This is a genomic window from Burkholderia sp. Ac-20349 (genome assembly GCF_017104865.1).
GTDB classification, from domain to species: domain Bacteria; phylum Pseudomonadota; class Gammaproteobacteria; order Burkholderiales; family Burkholderiaceae; genus Burkholderia; species Burkholderia aenigmatica.
Genome location: NZ_JAAGPM010000011.1, coordinates 11,319 through 29,050 on the forward strand (window position 1 = coordinate 11,319; position 17,732 = coordinate 29,050).

Sequence of the window (17,732 nt, forward strand, 5' to 3'; positions counted from 1 at the left end):
GCATCGTTTTGTATTGCGGAACGTTTTTTGGCATCGCGAAACGGGAAATTTGTGCCCTGCACCACGAATTTTTACAACGCAGAGACTTGTTCCGCATTGTGAAAAATTGACGGGATGGCGGGCGGGTGGTGCGGCAAGCGCCAAGGCGGGGCCGAACGACAGGCGCCGGGCGACCACCTGGAAGCCGCAAGGGGCGGGATTGAGTGGGGTTGCGGTCGCGCGTGACTCGCCGTGCAGCGCCGGTCGGCGATGTCGGTCGACGTGCATGAATCGGGTACGGCGTTGTTGAACGCTGCGGCGTATCGCCGCCCGGCCGGCGGCGGCGCTTTTCAATATGGGCCTGCGGTTATGATGACGCGGGCATCAGGATTCGCGTCGCGCATCGAGCGACAGCCCGCCGGCGCGGGCGTTGCGGCGGCCGCGCGACGCAGCATGGATAACGAGGAACGATTGATGATACGGAGAACCTTCCTGTCGCGCGCCATCGGTGTCGCGGCCGCGTCGCTGTTCGCGCGCGCCGCGTGGGCGCAGCATGCCGGTCACGCAGGCATGGCCGGTATGGACTCGATGGACGACATGCCAGGCATGTCCGGCATGTCGGGGATGGCAGGGCACGGGCAGCACGGCAAGTCCGCCCCGGCTGCGCTCGCGGCCGCCGACGCGCTGCCGGCCGGCGCGCCGCTTGCGGCGCTGCGCACGCTCGCGAACGAAAGCCGCGAGCCCGGCACGTTCCGGGCCACGCTGGTGGCGCAGCCGGTAGCGCGCCCGATGCTGCACGGCGCGCGGCCGACCACGTTCTGGCAGTTCGGTGCGGGCACGCAGGGCCCCGTCGTCGGTCCGCTGATCGACGTGCGCGAGGGCGACACGGTCGAGATCAAGTTCGTGAACCAGCTACCGCAGCCGTCGACGATCCACTGGCACGGCCTGCCCGTGCCGCCCGACCAGGACGGTAATCCGTCCGATCCCGTCGCGCCCGGCGCGTCGCGCGTGTACCGCTTCACGCTGCCGAAGGGGAGTGCCGGCACCTACTGGTACCACCCGCATCCGCACATGATGACGGCCGAGCAGGTCTTCCGCGGGCTGGCCGGCCCGTTCGTCGTGCGCGCCGCGGACGATCCGCTGGCCGGCTGGCCCGAGCGCAACCTGTTTGTGTCGGACCTGAAGCTTGCGCGCGACGGCACGATTGCACCGAACGACATGATGGACTGGATGAACGGCCGCGAGGGCCAGTTCGTGCTGGTCAACGGCGCGCGCCGGCCGCGGCTCGACGTCGCGGGCGACGAGCGCTGGCGCGTGTGGAACGCGTGCAGCGCGCGCTACCTGCGCGTCGCGTTCGACGACGGCCGTGCGTTCGAGCACGCGGGCACCGACGGCGGGCTGTTCGACGCACCGCGCCGCGTCACGTCGCTGCTGATCGCGCCGGGCGAACGGGCGGAGCTGCTGGTGCGTGCCGGCGATCGCCCGTCGCACGCGGTGTTGCAGGCGGCTGACTACGACCGCCGCACGATGTCGATGTCGCACGATGACGGGCACGGCAGCCTGCCGCCCGATCCGGCGCTGGCCCTGGCCCTGGCCAACGTCGCATTCGCGCCGGCCGCCGCACGTGTGCTGCCGGCGACGCTGCGCGCGGTGCCGCCGCTGGGCGAGCCGGTCGCGCACAAGGAGGTCGCGTTCGGCGAAGAGATGGACATGGACGCGATGATGAAGGGCGGGGCGCACGGCCGCCCGGCGGGCATGCGCTTCACGATCAACGGCGACACCTACGCGCCGCACCGCGCGACGCTCACGAGCCGCCGTGGCGACGTCGAGCGCTGGACGATCCGCAATGGCACCGACATGGATCACCCGTTCCACCTGCACGGCACGCAGTTCCAGGTGATCGAGCGTGCGTCGGGCGGTTCGCGCACGAGCGAACCGTTCCGTGCATGGCGCGATACCGTGAACGTGCGCAGCGGTGAAACCGTGACGATTCTCGTCACGCAAGACATGCCCGGCGAGCGCATGTTTCATTGCCACATTCTCGAACACGAGGATCTCGGCATGATGGGCACGCTGAAGGTCGTGTAACGAAGTAGTGATTATGTTTCACGTGCCGGACGAGTATCCGATTTGCGCGCGAGACAAGACAATGCGTGTTCAATTATCGGGATTGAACGAAAAGGCCGGCCAATCGATTATCGATTGGCCGGCCTCAAATAAAGAAACCCGGCGCAATACATGCGCCGGGTTTCTTCGTCAGATATCCGGTGCCTTATGCGGCCTGGATGTTCGACGCTTGCTTGCCCTTCGGTCCTTGAACGACGTCAAAGCTCACCTTCTGGCCTTCCTTCAGCGTCTTGAAGCCATTCATGGTGATAGCCGAGAAGTGCGCAAACAGATCTTCACCGCCCTCATCGGGAGTGATGAAACCGAAGCCCTTCGCGTCGTTGAACCACTTAACGATACCAGTTGCCATTTCCTACTTCCCCTGTCACACAGTCGCTGCTACTTACCACGAGCACGCTCGAAAAGCTAAACGACCGGAAAATACAGCCGTTCCCCCCTCACAAGCTCACCTTCGGCCTCTTTCATTTTGCCAACCGGCAAATTGAAAAAAGTGCCAGCTTGATTGTTGGCGCTCTTTATTGGAGTGTCAAGTGGAATTTTTAGACGTTTAGAGGGTCGTTGTAAAGAACCCATTTTCAGGGTTTTTCCGGCTTTGCTTGGCAGCACGCGGCCAAGCGCGAGGTCTTGAAAAGCCGCATAATCGGCTCATATACCAGGCTCGAGTGACACGCGTTCGAGTCGTCCCGGCTTGTGGGATACTGGATGCGGACACGACGTTCCGGTGCGGTTCCCCCTGACGGTTCGTGTTCCGCGCCACGCGTGAAAGCCGGCACCGCAGCCGGCTTTCGTATGGCACGAAGAAGATCGCGTGTTCCGGGATTCCGGGGAGGGCGCCGGCCGGTCGGTCGGGTAATGGCAGGATTGCGGGCCTGTCCGAGTTGTTTAGAATGGGTGTATGGCGATTATCCCGGACAAGCAGGACAGCACCGTCCTGGAACGCAAGCAGCAGAAGCTCAAGCCGCCTTCGATGTACAAGGTGGTGCTGCTGAACGACGACTTCACACCGATGGAGTTCGTCGTGATGGTGGTCCAGGAGTATTTCAAGAAGGATCGCGAGACGGCCACGCAGATCATGCTGAAGGTCCATCGCGAAGGGCGAGGGGTTTGTGGGGTCTATACGCGGGACATCGCGTCGACCAAGGTTGAGCAAGTCGTTACCCATGCGCGGCAGGCCGGGCATCCGCTGCAGTGCGTGATGGAGGAAGCATGATTGCCCAGGAATTGGAAGTCAGCCTGCACATGGCGTTCATGGAAGCACGCCAGGCGCGCCATGAGTTCATTACGGTCGAGCATTTGCTGCTGGCCCTGCTGGATAATCCGACGGCAGCCGAGGTGTTGCGCGCGTGCGCGGCAAACATCGAGGACTTGCGTCAGAACCTGCGCAATTTCATCCACGACAACACACCTACCGTCCCGGGCACCGACGATGTCGATACCCAGCCGACGCTCGGTTTCCAGCGCGTGATCCAGCGCGCGATCATGCACGTCCAGTCGACGTCGAACGGCAAGAAGGAAGTCACCGGCGCGAACGTGCTGGTCGCGATCTTCGGCGAGAAGGATTCGCACGCGGTGTACTACCTGCAGCAGCAGGGCGTCACGCGCCTCGACGTCGTGAACTTCATTTCGCACGGCATCGCGAAGACGAACAACGGCGAAGCCGCAAAGTCGGCCGATGCGAACGCGGAAAGCGAAGACGCGAATGCGCAGAAGGAAACGCCGCTCGCGCAATTCACGCAGAACCTGAACCAGATGGCGAAGGACGGCCGCATCGATCCGCTGATCGGTCGCGAGCCCGAGGTCGAGCGCGTGGTCCAGGTGCTGTGCCGTCGCCGCAAGAACAATCCGCTGCTCGTCGGCGAGGCCGGTGTCGGCAAGACCGCGATCGCGGAAGGGCTCGCGTATCGCATCACGCGCGGCGAGGTGCCGGACATCCTCGCGAACGCGCAGGTCTACTCGCTCGACATGGGCGCGCTGCTCGCGGGCACCAAGTACCGCGGCGATTTCGAGCAACGTCTGAAGACGGTGCTGAAAGAGCTGAAGGAGCGTCCGCACGCGATCCTGTTCATCGACGAAATCCATACGCTGATCGGCGCGGGTGCCGCGTCGGGCGGCACGCTCGATGCGTCGAACCTGCTGAAGCCTGCACTGTCGTCGGGCACGCTCAAGTGCATCGGCGCGACCACCTTCACCGAGTATCGCGGCATCTTCGAGAAGGATGCGGCGCTGTCGCGGCGCTTCCAGAAGGTCGACGTGACGGAGCCGACCGTCGAGCAGACGGTCGCGATCCTGCGCGGGCTGAAGTCGCGCTTCGAGGAGCATCACGGCGTCAAGTATTCGTCGGGTGCGCTGTCGGCCGCGGCCGAACTGTCGGCACGCTTCATCACCGACCGTCACCTGCCGGACAAGGCGATCGACGTGATCGACGAAGCGGGTGCCGCCCAGCGCATCCTGCCGAAGTCGAAGCAGAAGAAGACGATCGGCAAGAGCGAAATCGAGGAAATCATCTCGAAGATCGCGCGTGTGCCGCCGCAGAGCGTGTCGCAGGACGACCGCAGCAAGCTGCAGACGCTCGACCGCGACCTGAAGAGCGTCGTGTTCGGCCAGGATCCGGCGATCGACGCACTGGCTGCGTCGATCAAGATGGCGCGCGCGGGCCTCGGCAAGATGGACAAGCCGATCGGCGCGTTCCTGTTCTCCGGCCCGACGGGCGTCGGCAAGACCGAAGTGGCGCGCCAGCTCGCGTTCACGCTCGGCATCGAGCTGATCCGCTTCGACATGTCGGAATACATGGAGCGTCACGCGGTGAGCCGCCTGATCGGCGCGCCGCCGGGCTATGTCGGGTTCGACCAGGGCGGCCTCTTGACCGAAGCCGTCACGAAGAAGCCGCACTGCGTGCTGCTGCTCGACGAAATCGAGAAGGCGCATCCGGACATCTTCAACGTGCTGCTGCAGGTGATGGACCACGGCACGCTGACGGACAACAACGGCCGCAAGGCGGATTTCCGCAACGTCATCATCATCATGACGACGAACGCGGGCGCCGAGTCGATGCAGAAGGCGACGATCGGCTTCACGACGCGCCGCGAGACGGGCGACGAGATGACCGACATCAAGCGCCTGTTCACGCCGGAGTTCCGCAACCGCCTGGATTCGATCATCAGCTTCCGCTCGCTCGATGAGGAAATCATCATGCGCGTGGTCGACAAGTTCCTGATCCAGCTCGAGGAACAGCTGCACGAGAAGAAGGTCGACGCGCTCTTCACCGACGCGTTGCGCAAGCATCTCGCGAAGCACGGCTTCGACCCGCTGATGGGCGCGCGGCCGATGCAGCGGCTGATCCAGGACACGATCCGGCGCGCGCTGGCCGACGAGCTGCTGTTCGGCAAGCTCGTCAACGGCGGCCACGTGACGGTCGACGTCGACGAAAACGACAAGGTGCAGCTGTCGTTCGACAAGCTGGCGAATCCGCCGCACAAGCCGAACGAAGAGGCGGTCGAAGTCGAGTAAGCGATAATCGGGTAGTTCATGCGAACGGCGCGGGATGTCTTCCGCGCCGTTTCGTTTTATCTGGCGCCGGCGGCGCGTGGGTGGTGCAGGGGAGTGGCAACGCAGTGACACAACAACAACGGACGTTCGACGACATCGTCGCGCGCGAACAGGGTTTGCGCCATGCGCTGACGTCAGGGCAGATGGCGATGATCGCGATCGGCGGCGCGATCGGCACGGGGCTGTTCCTCGGCAGCGGGTTCGCGATCGGGCTCGCCGGCCCGAGCGTGCTGGTCTCGTATGCGATCGGTGCGTTGATCGCGCTGCTGCTGATGGGCGCGCTCGCGGAAATGACGGTCGCACATCCGACGGCCGGCTCGTTCGGCGCGTATGCCGAGCACTATGTCGGCCCGCTCGCGGGCTTCCTGGTGCGCTATGCGTACTGGTTCGCGGTCGTGTTTGCGATCGGCACCGAGATCAGCGCGATCGCCGTGTTCATGAAGTACTGGTTCCCGGCCGTGCCCGGCTGGTACTGGGTAATCGGCTTCTCCGCGCTGCTGATCGCCGTGAATCTCGCGAGCGTCACGCTGTACGGCACGGTCGAATATGCGTTCTCGCTGCTGAAGATTGCGGCGATCATCGTGTTCATCGTGCTCGGTGCGTATCTCGTGTGGTCGGCGCCGGCCGCATCGGGCATCGGTTTCGCGAACTACACCGCGCACGGCGGCTTCATGCCGAAGGGGCCGTGGGGTACCTGGGTCGCGGTGATCGTCGCGATCTTCAGCTACATGAGCATCGAAGCCGTCGCGATCGCGGCCGGCGAGGCACGCGATCCGCAGCACGCGGTCACGCGCGCGTTCCGCTCGACCGTGTTCCGGCTCGTGCTGTTCTACCTGCTGACGCTGTCGCTGATGCTCGCGATCGTGCCGTGGACGCAGGCCGGTACCGACGAAAGCCCGTTCGTGAAGGTGATGGCTGCGACTCACGTGCCGTACGCGGCAGGCGTGATCAACTTCGTGCTGCTGATCGCGGCGCTGTCGGCGATGAACAGCCAGCTTTACGTGACGACGCGGATGATGTTCAGCCTGTCGCGCGCGCGACTCGCGCCGGCGGTGTTCGGCCAGCTCGGCACGAATGGCGTGCCGCGCGCGGCGCTGTGGATCTCGACGAGCGGCGTCGCGGTGGCGGCCGTGCTGGTCGCGCTGGCACCCGACACCGCGTTCACCGTGATGATGGCGATCGCGATGTTCGGCGCGCTGTTCACGTGGCTGATGATCTTCGTCACGCACCTGCGCTTCCGTGCGCGGTATCGCGGCCCCGCGCTCGCGTTCCGGATGTGGGGGCACCCGTTCGGCAGCCTGCTCGGTGCGGGGCTCGTCGCGGCGATCCTGTTCACGACCGCGTTCACGCGTGAATTCCGGATGACGATGGTGGTCGGCGTCGTGTTCGTCGTGCTGCTCACGCTCGCGTACGCGCTGCATTACCGGCACCAACACGCGCGTTGATGGCCATGGCGCGGCCGCCCGCGTCGATTCCCCGTTCGCTAAGGTGCCGTTAAGCCCGCGGCGACTACATTCGATCCTGTCTGCAAGGCGGGCCGGCACGCGCCGGACCGCCGCTTTCCTGCATAAAGGGGTTCGAATGAACAAACTTCCCGAAATCACGCTCGCGTTCTGGATCATGAAGATCTGCGCGACTACGCTTGGCGAAACCGGCGGCGACCTGCTGTCGATGACGCTGAACGTCGGCTACGCGGTGAGCTCCATCCTGCTGTTCGGTTTCTTTCTCGTGACGCTGGGCGCGCAGCTCAAAACGACACGCTATCGCCCGGCCATCTACTGGGCCGTGATCGTCGCGACGAGCACGGCCGGCACCACGATGTCGGACTTCATGGACCGCACGCTCGGCCTCGGCTATGCAGCCGGCTCGTCGATCCTGGTCGCGATCCTGCTGGCCATCTTCGCGGTGTGGCGACTCAGCGGCGAATCGCTGTCGGTCGACCTGATCCGTACGCGCAAGGTCGAGCTGCTGTACTGGATCGCGATCCTGTTCTCGAATACGCTCGGCACCGCGCTCGGCGATTTCCTCGCGGACAGCTCCGGGCTCGGCTTCGGCGGCGGCGCGCTGCTGATCGGCGGGCTGCTCGCGCTGATCGTGCTCGCCCACTACTTCACGCGGATCTCGGGTGTGCTGCTGTTCTGGGCCGCGTTCGTGCTCACGCGCCCGTTCGGCGCGACGGTCGGCGACCTGCTGACGAAGCCGGCGGCGAAGGGCGGTCTCGCGCTCGGCACGATCGGTTCGTCGGCCGTGCTGCTTGGGGTGCTGGTCGCGCTGGTGATCTACGCGATCGTGGCCCAGGCGCGGCAGCGCGACCTGACGCCCGTGCGGATCGCACAACCCGTCGAGGAATGACGGCGAAGGAAAAGAAAAAGGGGCCTTCCAGGAGGCCCCTTTTTCGTTGCGTCGTTCAGTGACGGCCGGTGCTGCCGAAGCCGCCCTCGCCACGATCGCTTTCGGCGAAGTCGTCGACGATGTTGAACTGCGCCTGCACGACCGGCACGATCACGAGCTGCGCGAGGCGCTCGAACGGGTTCAGCACGAACTCGGTCTGGCCGCGGTTCCACGTCGAGATCATCAGTTGGCCCTGGTAATCGGAATCGATCAGGCCGACGAGGTTGCCGAGCACGATGCCGTGCTTGTGGCCGAGGCCCGAGCGCGGCAGGATCAGCGCCGCGTAGCCGGGATCGGCGAGATGGATCGCGAGGCCGGTCGGCACGAGCGCCGTTTCGCCCGGCTTCAGCGTCAGCGGCGCATCGAGGCACGCACGCAGGTCGAGGCCCGCGCTGCCGGTGGTCGCGTAGGCGGGCAGGTAGTCGCGCATGCGCGCGTCGAGAATCTTCAGGTCGAGTTTCATGCGGTCGTCGGATGGGTCGGGAAGGGCGCGGCAGCGACGGCCGCCGCGCGGGAGATCAGATCAGGCGGTTGTCGGGCAGGCGCTTCGCGATTTCCGCGACGAGCGTGTGCGCGAGTTCGTCCTTCGGTGCGCGCGGCAGGCGCGTGAGGCCGGCGGCCTCGAACAGCACGACTTCGTTGTCGTCGCGGCCGAACGTCAGCGGGCCGAGGTTGCCGACGAGCAGCGGCACGTTCTTGCGCTTGCGCTTCTCGTCGCCGTGCACGTCGAGGTCGCCGCTTTCCGCCGCGAACCCGACGCAGAACGGCGGATCGGGCAGCGCCGCGACCGACGCGAGGATGTCGGGGTTCTCGACGAACGCGAGCGCGGGCACCTTGTGGTCGGCCGTCTTCTTCATCTTGTGCTCGGCCGGCTGCGCAACGCGCCAGTCGGCGACCGCGGCCACCGCGATGAAGATGTCGGCATCGGCGACGGCATGCATGACCGCGTCGTACATCTGCTGGGCCGTCTGCACGTCCTGGCGGTAGACGCCCCACGGCGTGTCGAGCGCCACCGGCCCCGCGACCAGATGCACGTCGGCGCCAGCCTGCTGCGCGGCGCGCGCGAGCGCGAAGCCCATCTTGCCGCTCGAGCGGTTCGTGAGGCCGCGCACCGGGTCGAGCGGCTCGAACGTCGGGCCGGCGGTAATCAGCACGCGCCGGTGCGCGAGCACCTTCGGCGCGAAGTGCGCGACGATCGCTTCATAGATCGCCTCGGGCTCGAGCATGCGGCCGTCGCCGACTTCGCCGCACGCCTGCGTACCCGAATCCGGGCCGAGCACCGACACGCCATCCGCGCGCAGTTGCGCGGCGTTGCGCTGCGTGGCCGGGTTCTGCCACATCTGGCGGTTCATTGCGGGGACAACGAGCAACGGACAGTCGCGTGCGACGCACAGCGTGGACAGCAGATCGTCCGCGAACCCGTGCGCGAGCTTCGCGAGGAAATCCGTCGACGCGGGCGCGATCACGATCGCGTCGGCTTCGCGCGACAGGTCGATGTGCGCCATGTTGTTGTCGACGCGCGCGTCCCACTGGCTCGTGTAGACGGGCCGGCCCGACAGCGCCTGCATCGTGACGGGCGTGATGAACTGGGTCGCGGCTTCGGTCATCGCGACCTGGACGGTCGCGCCAGCCTTCGTGAGCAGCCGGGTGAGCTCGGCGATCTTGTAGCAGGCGATGCCGCCCGTCAGGCCGAGAACGAGGTGTTTTCCAGCGAGTTCTGCGTGTGCCAACTCAGGCCTCCAAGGGTCGAACGGAACGGCCGGCGCGAAGCCGGCCGTCGACGCCGAGTATGCGCGCTTAGCGTGAGCCGCGCACGCGACGCAGTTCGTCGTAGATCAGCAGCACCGCGCCGATCGTAATCGCGGAATCGGCGAGGTTGAACGCCGGGAAGTGCCAGGCGCCGAGATGGAAATCGAGGAAGTCGATCACGTGGCCGTAGACGAGCCGGTCGATCACGTTGCCGAGTGCGCCGCCGAGGATCAGGGCGAGCGACAGGCTGAACATACGCTGCTGGCCGTGACGCTTCAACAGGAAGCAGATCACGAGCGTCGCGGCGATGCCGAGCGCGGTGAACGCCCAGCGCTGCCAGCCGCCCGCGGTCGACAGGAAGCCGAACGCGGCGCCGCGGTTGTACACCAGCACGAGATTGAAGAACGACGTCAGCTCGTGCTGCGCGCCGTACACGAACGTTTTCAGGATCGAGATCTTCGACAACTGGTCGAACAGGATCACGATCAGCGAAATGCCGAGCCAGGGCGCAAGCGCGCCGCTGGCCGGTTTCGACAGGGTTTTCGCCATAGTTAAGCAGCGCTCCGGATTTCGCCGTTTTCAAACAGGTTGGAGAAGCAGCGGCCGCACAGCGTCGGATGATCGGCGTGCGCGCCGACATCTTCGCGGTAGTGCCAGCAGCGCTCGCACTTCTGGTACTTCGACGCGGCCACGTCGACGCTTTCCTGCGCTTCGTCGTCGACCTTGACGACCGTCGCAGCCGACGTGATCAGCACGAACTTGAGATCGTCGCCGAGGCTCGTGAGCGCGTCGTAGCGAGCGCCGCTCGCGTGCACCGCAACTTCGGCCTGCAGCGACGAACCGATGCGGTTCGCGGTGCGCGCTTCCTCGAGCGCCTTCGTCACGTTGCCGCGCACATCGCGCAGCAGCGCCCACTTCTCGATCAGCGCGGCGGAGCCGGCGACTTCCGGATACGCGTAGTAGGTTTCCGTGAAGATCGTGTCGCTGGCCGGCTGGAACACCTTCCACGCTTCTTCCGCCGTGAACGACAGGAACGGTGCGAGCACGCGCAGCAGGCCGTGCGTCAGGTGATACAGCGCCGTCTGTGCGGAGCGGCGGGCGCGCGAATCGGCCGCGCTCGTGTACAGGCGGTCCTTCAGCACGTCGAGGTAGAAGCCGCCGAGATCTTCCGAGCAGTACGTCTGCAGCTTCGCGACGACCGGGTGGAACTCGTACTTCTCGTAGTGGCCGAGCAGCTCCGTCTGCAGTTGCTGCGAGAACGCGACCGCATAGCGGTCGATTTCCAGCCATTCCTCGACCGGTACCGCGTGCTGGGCGAAGTCGAAGTCCGACAGGTTCGCGAGCAGGAAGCGCAGCGTGTTGCGGATGCGGCGATAGCCTTCGGTCACGCGCTTCAGGATTTCCTCGGAGATCGCGAGCTCGCCCGAATAGTCGGTCGACGCGATCCACAGGCGGATGATTTCCGCGCCGAGGCGGTTCGCGACTTCATGCGGGTCGATGCCGTTGCCGAGCGACTTGCTCATCTTGCGGCCTTCGCCGTCGACCGTGAAGCCGTGCGTGAGCAGGCCCTTGTACGGCGCACGGCCGTCGATCATCGACGCCGTGAGCAGCGACGAGTGGAACCAGCCGCGGTGCTGGTCCGAACCTTCGAGGTAGAGATCGGCCGGGAACTGCAGCTGATCCTTGTGCGAGCCGCGCAGCACGTGCCAGTGCGTCGTGCCCGAGTCGAACCACACGTCGAGCGTGTCGCGGTTCTTTTCGTACAGGTTCGCGTCGTCGCCGATCAGCTCGCGCGGGTCGAGCGTCTGCCACGCCTCGATGCCCGACTGCTCGACGCGCTTCGCGACTTCCTCGAGCAGCTCGAGCGTGCGCGGGTGCAGCTCGCCGGTTTCCTTGTGCACGAAGAACGCCATCGGCACGCCCCATTGGCGCTGGCGCGACAGCGTCCAGTCGGGACGGTTCGCGATCATGCTGAACAGGCGCTGCTTGCCCCACGACGGGTAGAACGCGGTCGCGTCGACGCCTTCGAGCGCCGTTTCGCGCAGCGTCTTGCCGCCGTCGCGCGGCGTCACGTCCATGCCGGCGAACCACTGCGACGTCGCGCGGTAGATGATCGGCGTCTTGTGGCGCCAGCAGTGCATGTAGCTGTGCGTGTACTTCTCGCTGCGCAGCAGCGAGCCGGCCGCATTCAGCGCCTCGATGATCTTCGGGTTCGCGTCCCAGATCGACAGGCCGCCGAACAGCGGCAGCGATTCGATATAGCGGCCGTCGCCCATCACCGGGTTGATGAAGTCCGCATCGGTCATCCCGTGCGCCTTGCAGGACACGAAGTCCTCGATGCCGTACGCGGGCGACGAGTGCACGACGCCGGTACCCGTGTCGGTCGTCACGTAGTCGCCGAGGTAGGCGGGCGAGGTGCGCTTGTAGCCGGGGTGGGCCGACGCGAGCGGGTGGTGGAAGCGCAGGTTCGCGAGCTTCACGCCCGGCGTCGTCGCGATGACGCGGCCGGTCAGCTTGAAGTCGGTCATGCATGCTTCGACGCGCTCTTCCGCGATGATCAGCAGCCCGCGCTCGGTGTCGACCAGCGCGTAGACGATTTCCGGATGGAGGTTCAGCGCCTGGTTCGCCGGGATCGTCCACGGCGTGGTGGTCCAGATCACGATGCCGCCTTCGGCGCGCGGCAGGGCCGGCAGGCCGAACGCTTGCGCGGTCTTTTCCGGTTCCGCGAACGCGAACATCACGTCGATCGTCGGATCGGTGCGGTCCTTGTACTCGACTTCCGCTTCGGCGAGCGCCGAGCCGCAGTCGAAGCACCAGTTCACCGGCTTCAGCCCGCGATACACATAACCCTTCTCGATGATCTTGCCGAGCGCGCGGATCTCTTCCGCCTCGTTGAGGAAGTTCATCGTCTTGTACGGATTGGCCCAGTCGCCGAGCACGCCCAGGCGCTTGAAGCCGACCTTCTGCTTTTCGATCTGCTCGGTCGCGTACGCGCGCGCCTTGCTCATCACTTCGGCCGCCGGCAGCGACTTGCCGAACTGCTTCTCGATCTGGATCTCGATCGGCATCCCGTGGCAGTCCCAGCCCGGCACGTACGGCGCGTCGAAGCCGGCCATGTTGCGCGACTTGACGACGATGTCCTTCAGGATCTTGTTGACGGCGTGACCGAGGTGGATGTCGCCGTTCGCATACGGCGGGCCGTCGTGCAGGATGAACTTCGGCCGGCCAGCGCTGGCCGCGCGGATCTTCTCGTAGAGGCCGCGCTCTTCCCATTCCTTGACCCACTGCGGCTCGCGCTTGGGCAGGTCGCCGCGCATCGGGAACGGCGTGTCGAGCAGGTTGACCGGATACTTGGCCTGCGGTTTCGAATCGGCTTTCTTGTTGCTCATGATGGGATCGCTATCTAAATCTCGGGGGACGCGCGAGCGTCGTGAATCGGGAGTGCGCGCGAGTGAGCGGCGCGAGGGTGCGGCGCAGGGCGCCGCCGTCCGGATCAGCTAATTCGGTCGGTGGCCGACGTCGAGAAGCCCGTGGCGCGGCTGCCCGGCGCACGGTCGCGCTCGATGAAGTACGCGCGCGCATTCGCGACGTCCAGCGCAATCGCGCGCGACAGCGCCTCGAGATCGTCGAATTTCGCCTCGTCGCGCAGCTTCTTCAGGAATTCGACGCGGATGAGCTTGCCGTACGCATCGCCGTGCCAGTCGAGCAGGTGGACTTCGAGCAGCACGCGGCCCGAATCGTCGACGGTCGGGCGCAGGCCGAGGCTCGCGACGCCCGGCAGCGGGGCCGGGCCGAGGCCGTGCACCTGCACGACGAAGATGCCCGCGAGCGCCGGCCGCTTGTGGGCGATCGGTATGTTCAGCGTCGGGAAGCCGAGGTCACGGCCGAGCTTCAGCCCGTGCGCGACGTGGCCGCTGATCGCGTAGCCGTGGCCGAGCGCCTGCGCGGCCGCGTCGAGATCGCCGGCCGCGAGCGCGGCGCGCACGCCCGAACTCGAGATGCGCGTGCCGTCGCTGCCGGCCACCGTACCCATCTGCTCGACCTCGAAACCGTACTGCGCGCCGGCTGCCTTCAGCGTGTCGAAGGTGCCCGCGCGTTTCGCGCCGTAGCAGAAATCGTCGCCGACCATCATCCAGCGCGTGTGCAGCCCGTTCACCAGCGTGCGTTCGACGAACGTTTGCGGCGACTGGCTCGCGAACGTGTGGTTGAAGTGCTCGACGACCACGCGGTCGACGCCGTGATCGCGCAACGCCTCGAGCTTGTCGCGCAGCATCGCGATGCGCGGCGGCGCGCCGGCCGGGTTGAAGAATTCGCGCGGGTGCGGCTCGAACGTCATCACGCACACGGGCAGGCCGCGCGCGTCCGCTGCCGCGCGCACGCGCGCGAGCAGGGCCTGGTGGCCGCGATGGACACCGTCGAAGTTGCCGATCGTCAGCGCGCACGGGGCGCGGCTCTCGGCGTTGGGCAGGCCGCGGAAGACTTTCACGATAGCGGATGCAGCGTCGGGGAATGGGCGGTGGGATGCCGCAAAGCAGAAGATTATAAACGTTCGGGCGGGCCGGCGGCCGAGAAGGGGGGAAACGCGGGGGCGAATGGTAAAATTCGCGAATGAAAAAACTCGTGATCCTGATTTCCGGTCGCGGCAGCAACATGGAGGCCATCGTCCGCGCGTGCGCGCAGGAACGCTGGCCGGCCGAGGTTGCCGCCGTGATCGCCAACCGGCCCGACGCGGCCGGCCTGGCATTTGCCGCGTCGCACGGGGTGGCGACGGCGGTGGTCGACCACCGGTCGTTCGATGGCCGCGACAGCTTCGACGCGGCGCTGGCCGCCGAGATCGACCGATTCGCGCCCGATCTCGTGGTCCTCGCCGGCTTCATGCGCATCCTCACGCCCGCATTCGTCAGACGATATGAAGGCCGGCTGCTGAACATCCATCCGTCGCTGCTGCCGAGCTTCAAGGGCATCCACACGCACCAGCAGGCGCTCGACGCGGGTGTCGCGCTGCATGGCGCGAGCGTGCATTTCGTGATTCCCGAGCTCGACAGCGGCGCGATCGTCGCGCAGGGCGCGGTGCCCGTGCGCGCGGGCGACGACGCGGCCGCGCTCGCGCAGCGCGTGCTGACGGTCGAGCATGTGCTGTATCCGCGCGCGGTGCGCTGGTTCGTCGAGGGGCGTCTGCGCCTCGAGAACGGCCGTGCAGTGGTGGCGCCGGAAGAGGCGCGCTGGATTTTCGCGGATCAACCGCATACCGAAACGAGTGAGGGCGTATGAAGCTGCACGGATTCCTGATTGGCCAGACCGAAACTTTGCTGGCCGAGGTGCTGAAGTTCGCCGGCCCCGCCGATGCGACGACGAGCCGGTTTTTCCGCGCGCACCCGAAGCTCGGGCATGCCGAGCGCGGCGTGATCGCCGAAGCGGTGTTCGCGGTGCTGCGCCGGAAGATGGAGTTTTCGCATCTTGCCGAAAGCGGCACCGGTACGCCCGCGCGGCGCCTCACGCTGCTCGGCCTGATGCAGACGGTCGGCCGCAACGCGCTGAGGCCGTTCCTGTCCGACACCGAGTCCGCATGGCTCGAGCACGTGTCGAAGATCGATCCGGCGAGCCTGCCGGTGCGCATTCGCTCGAACCTGCCCGACTGGATCCACCAGGCACTGTCGGCCCGTTTCGATGGCGAGGAGCTTGCACAGCTCGCCGCCGCGCTGAACTACCCGGCGCCGCTCGACCTGCGTGCCAACGCGCAGAAGGCCAGCCGTGATCAGGTAATCGACGGGTTGCGCGCGGAAGGCATCGATGCGGGCGCGACACCGTTTTCACCGTTCGGCGTGCGCGTGGTCGGCAAGCCGGCGCTGACGCGCCTGAGGCTGTTCGAGGAAGGCGCGATCGAGGTGCAGGACGAAGGCAGCCAGTTGCTGTGCTCGCTGGTCGCGCCGCGCCGCGGCGAGATGGTCGTCGATTTCTGCGCGGGCGCGGGCGGCAAGACGCTCGCGCTGGGCGCGATGATGCGCTCGACCGGGCGTCTCTATGCGTTCGACGTGTCGGAAAAGCGCCTGGCGAAGCTGAAGCCGCGCCTCGCGCGCAGCGGGCTGTCGAACGTGAACCCGGTGCTGATCGACAGCGAACACGATGCGAAGATCAAGCGGCTCGCCGGCAAGATCGACCGCGTGCTGGTCGACGCGCCGTGCAGCGGCCTCGGCACGCTGCGCCGCAACCCGGACCTGAAGTGGCGCCAGACGCGCTCGGCGATCGACGAGCTGACGCCGAAGCAGGCGTCGATCCTCGCGAGCGCCGCGCGTCTCGTGAAGAAGGGCGGCCGGCTCGTCTACGCGACCTGCAGCGTGCTCGACGCCGAGAACGAACGCATCGTCGAACAGTTCCTGGCCGATCATCCCGATTTCGTGCTGGTGCCGGCGCAGCAGGTGCTGGCCGACCAGCGCATCGAGCTGGAGACGGGCGACTACCTGTCGCTGTGGCCGCATCGTCACGCGACCGACGGCTTCTTCGCCGCGGTGCTCGAACGGCGCGCCGCGCAGTAACGACTGCCCGGACGGACGATGGAAAATCTGCAGAGCCGCCTGCTGTCGCACCGGCTGGCATCGGTCATTCGTGACTTCCACCAGCCGGTGATGATCTGGCAGGCGGCGATCCTCGTCGGCGCGCTGTGCTTCGCGTGGGTGACCGCGCGCTTCGTGCACGGCCGCATCGATGCGCGTCGCCGCGCGGCTGGCCGCGCGCCCGGCGCGGGCGCGCAAAGCCTGAAGCGCGCGTTGTTTCCGCTGTTCGGCAGCGTGTTCGTCGGCGCTGCGCAGCTCGCGTTCGACCCGTTCATGTCGACGTCGCTGCTGTCGCTTGCGCTCGTGCCGCTGTTCGGCATCGGGTCGATCTACGTGCTGTTCTTCTTTGCGCGGCGCGTGTTCGCGCGCGACGGCCACACGCATGCGTGGCTGTCGATCGTCGAGAAGATCGTGTCGACCGTCGTGTGGGCCGCGATGGTGCTGACGGTGCTCGGCATCCAGCGCGACGTGCTCGGCTGGCTCGACAGCGTGCAGTTCCGTGTCGCCAATGCGCATCTCACGCTGCTGTCGGTGATCTCGGGCGCGTTGTGGGTGTGCGTGACGCTGATGGTCGCGATGTGGCTCGGTTCGGTGCTCGAGGATCGCCTCACGCGCGCGAGCACGCTCGACGCGAACCTGAAGGTCGTGCTGTCGCGGGTCGGCCGCGCGCTGCTCGTGTTCGCGGCGATCCTGATCGGGCTGTCGCTGGTCGGTATCGACGTGACGGTGCTCGGCGTGTTCGGCGGTGCGGTGGGTGTCGGCCTCGGTTTCGGGCTGCAGAAGATCGCCAGCAACTACGTGTCGGGCTTCATCATCCTGCTCGACCGCTCGCTGCGGCTCGGCGATGCGATCAGCGTCGGCGGGCTGCAGGGCATCGTCACGCAGATCCGCACGCGCTATACGGTCGTGCGTGGCCTCGACGGCAACGAGACGCTGATCCCGAACGAGAAGCTGATCACCGACGTCGTGCAGAACCAGTCGTCATACCTGACGCGCGGCTACGCGAAGGTCGCGGTGCAGGTCGCGTACACGAGCGACGTCGAGCATGCGCTCACGCTGCTCGCCGATGCGGCGAAGGGCGTGCCGCGCGTGCTGGCGGAGCCCGCTCCGACCCCGTATCTGGTGAGTTTCGGGGCGGACGGGATCGACCTGGAGCTCGGTTTCTGGATCGAGGATTCGGCGAAAGGCACGTCCGGCGTGCGTTCGAGCGTGAACCGCAACATCTGGCGCCTGTTCAGCGAGCACGGGATTTCGATTCCGTTCCCGCAGCGCGAAGTGCGCGTCGTCGGGTTGCCTGACGGTTTTCCTGCCGCGGCCGGGCTCGATCCGGCGGCCGGCAACGGCGCGGTGGACGGGCGCGCACCGGCTGCGTAGCGCACGCCGGCCGTC

General features: G+C 66.4%; 14 protein-coding genes. 8 read left to right on the forward strand and 6 right to left on the reverse strand.

Annotated elements, in window-relative coordinates; translation table 11 throughout:
• Nucleotides 1–453: 453 nt before the first annotated feature.
• Nucleotides 454–2,067 (forward strand): multicopper oxidase family protein, encoded by a 1,614-nt coding sequence (locus G3N61_RS05995; protein ID WP_205821850.1) that lies wholly within the window; start codon nt 454–456, stop codon nt 2,065–2,067.
• A 184-nt stretch (nt 2,068–2,251) separates the two neighbouring features.
• Here G3N61_RS05995 and G3N61_RS06000 read toward each other — a convergent pair whose 3' ends face one another.
• Nucleotides 2,252–2,455: a cold-shock protein gene (locus tag G3N61_RS06000; protein ID WP_006478030.1), complete on the reverse strand. Its 204-nt coding sequence runs from the start codon at nt 2,453–2,455 to the stop codon at nt 2,252–2,254.
• A gap of 546 nt (nt 2,456–3,001) precedes the next feature.
• On the opposite strand from G3N61_RS06000, the gene clpS reads away from it, so the two are divergent.
• The 4 genes from clpS (at nt 3,002) to G3N61_RS06020 (ending at nt 8,004) form a co-directional block, all read left to right on the forward strand.
• On the forward strand, nt 3,002–3,316 hold the full coding sequence (gene clpS / locus G3N61_RS06005) for an ATP-dependent Clp protease adapter ClpS (RefSeq protein ID WP_006398529.1): 315 nt from the start codon (nt 3,002–3,004) through the stop codon (nt 3,314–3,316).
• Entirely contained in the window at nt 3,313–5,613 is a 2,301-nt protein-coding gene (clpA, locus tag G3N61_RS06010) for an ATP-dependent Clp protease ATP-binding subunit ClpA (protein ID WP_043190014.1), read from the forward strand. The genes clpS and clpA overlap by 4 nt, the downstream gene beginning before the upstream one ends.
• Before the next feature lie 104 nt (nt 5,614–5,717).
• Nucleotides 5,718–7,097: an amino acid permease gene (locus G3N61_RS06015; protein ID WP_205821851.1), complete on the forward strand. Its 1,380-nt coding sequence runs from the start codon at nt 5,718–5,720 to the stop codon at nt 7,095–7,097.
• Between the two features lie 136 nt (nt 7,098–7,233).
• Complete coding sequence (locus G3N61_RS06020; RefSeq protein WP_205821852.1) at nt 7,234–8,004, forward strand: hypothetical protein; 771 nt, start codon at nt 7,234–7,236, stop codon at nt 8,002–8,004.
• A 55-nt stretch (nt 8,005–8,059) separates the two neighbouring features.
• On the opposite strand, the gene dut is transcribed toward G3N61_RS06020, so the two are convergent.
• From dut to G3N61_RS06045, 5 genes are all read right to left on the reverse strand, one after another.
• Nucleotides 8,060–8,506 (reverse strand): dUTP diphosphatase, encoded by a 447-nt coding sequence (dut, locus tag G3N61_RS06025; RefSeq protein WP_089451154.1) that lies wholly within the window; start codon nt 8,504–8,506, stop codon nt 8,060–8,062.
• A gap of 55 nt (nt 8,507–8,561) precedes the next feature.
• Nucleotides 8,562–9,773, reverse strand: a complete 1,212-nt coding sequence (gene coaBC / locus G3N61_RS06030) for a bifunctional phosphopantothenoylcysteine decarboxylase/phosphopantothenate--cysteine ligase CoaBC (RefSeq protein WP_205821853.1) — start codon at nt 9,771–9,773, stop codon at nt 8,562–8,564.
• A gap of 67 nt (nt 9,774–9,840) precedes the next feature.
• Nucleotides 9,841–10,341, reverse strand: coding sequence for a signal peptidase II (lspA, locus tag G3N61_RS06035; RefSeq protein ID WP_089451152.1), 501 nt, complete (start codon nt 10,339–10,341; stop codon nt 9,841–9,843).
• 2 nt (nt 10,342–10,343) lie between these two features.
• Nucleotides 10,344–13,181, reverse strand: coding sequence for an isoleucine--tRNA ligase (gene ileS, locus G3N61_RS06040; RefSeq protein WP_089451151.1), 2,838 nt, complete (start codon nt 13,179–13,181; stop codon nt 10,344–10,346).
• A 104-nt stretch (nt 13,182–13,285) separates the two neighbouring features.
• A complete protein-coding gene (locus G3N61_RS06045) occupies nt 13,286–14,278 on the reverse strand; it encodes a bifunctional riboflavin kinase/FAD synthetase (RefSeq protein WP_089451150.1) in 993 nt (330 codons plus the stop codon).
• Nucleotides 14,279–14,400: 122 nt separating this feature from the next.
• Between G3N61_RS06045 and purN the strand changes: the two genes are divergently transcribed.
• The 3 genes from purN to G3N61_RS06060 are packed head-to-tail and all read left to right on the forward strand — an operon-like array spanning nt 14,401 to nt 17,717.
• Complete coding sequence (purN, locus tag G3N61_RS06050; protein WP_043189977.1) at nt 14,401–15,063, forward strand: phosphoribosylglycinamide formyltransferase; 663 nt, start codon at nt 14,401–14,403, stop codon at nt 15,061–15,063.
• Nucleotides 15,060–16,325, forward strand: coding sequence for an RsmB/NOP family class I SAM-dependent RNA methyltransferase (locus tag G3N61_RS06055; RefSeq protein ID WP_175024835.1), 1,266 nt, complete (start codon nt 15,060–15,062; stop codon nt 16,323–16,325). The genes purN and G3N61_RS06055 overlap by 4 nt, the downstream gene beginning before the upstream one ends.
• Nucleotides 16,326–16,343: 18 nt before the next feature.
• A complete protein-coding gene (locus G3N61_RS06060) occupies nt 16,344–17,717 on the forward strand; it encodes a mechanosensitive ion channel domain-containing protein (RefSeq protein ID WP_043189971.1) in 1,374 nt (457 codons plus the stop codon).
• The last annotated feature ends 15 nt before the right edge of the window (nt 17,718–17,732 follow it).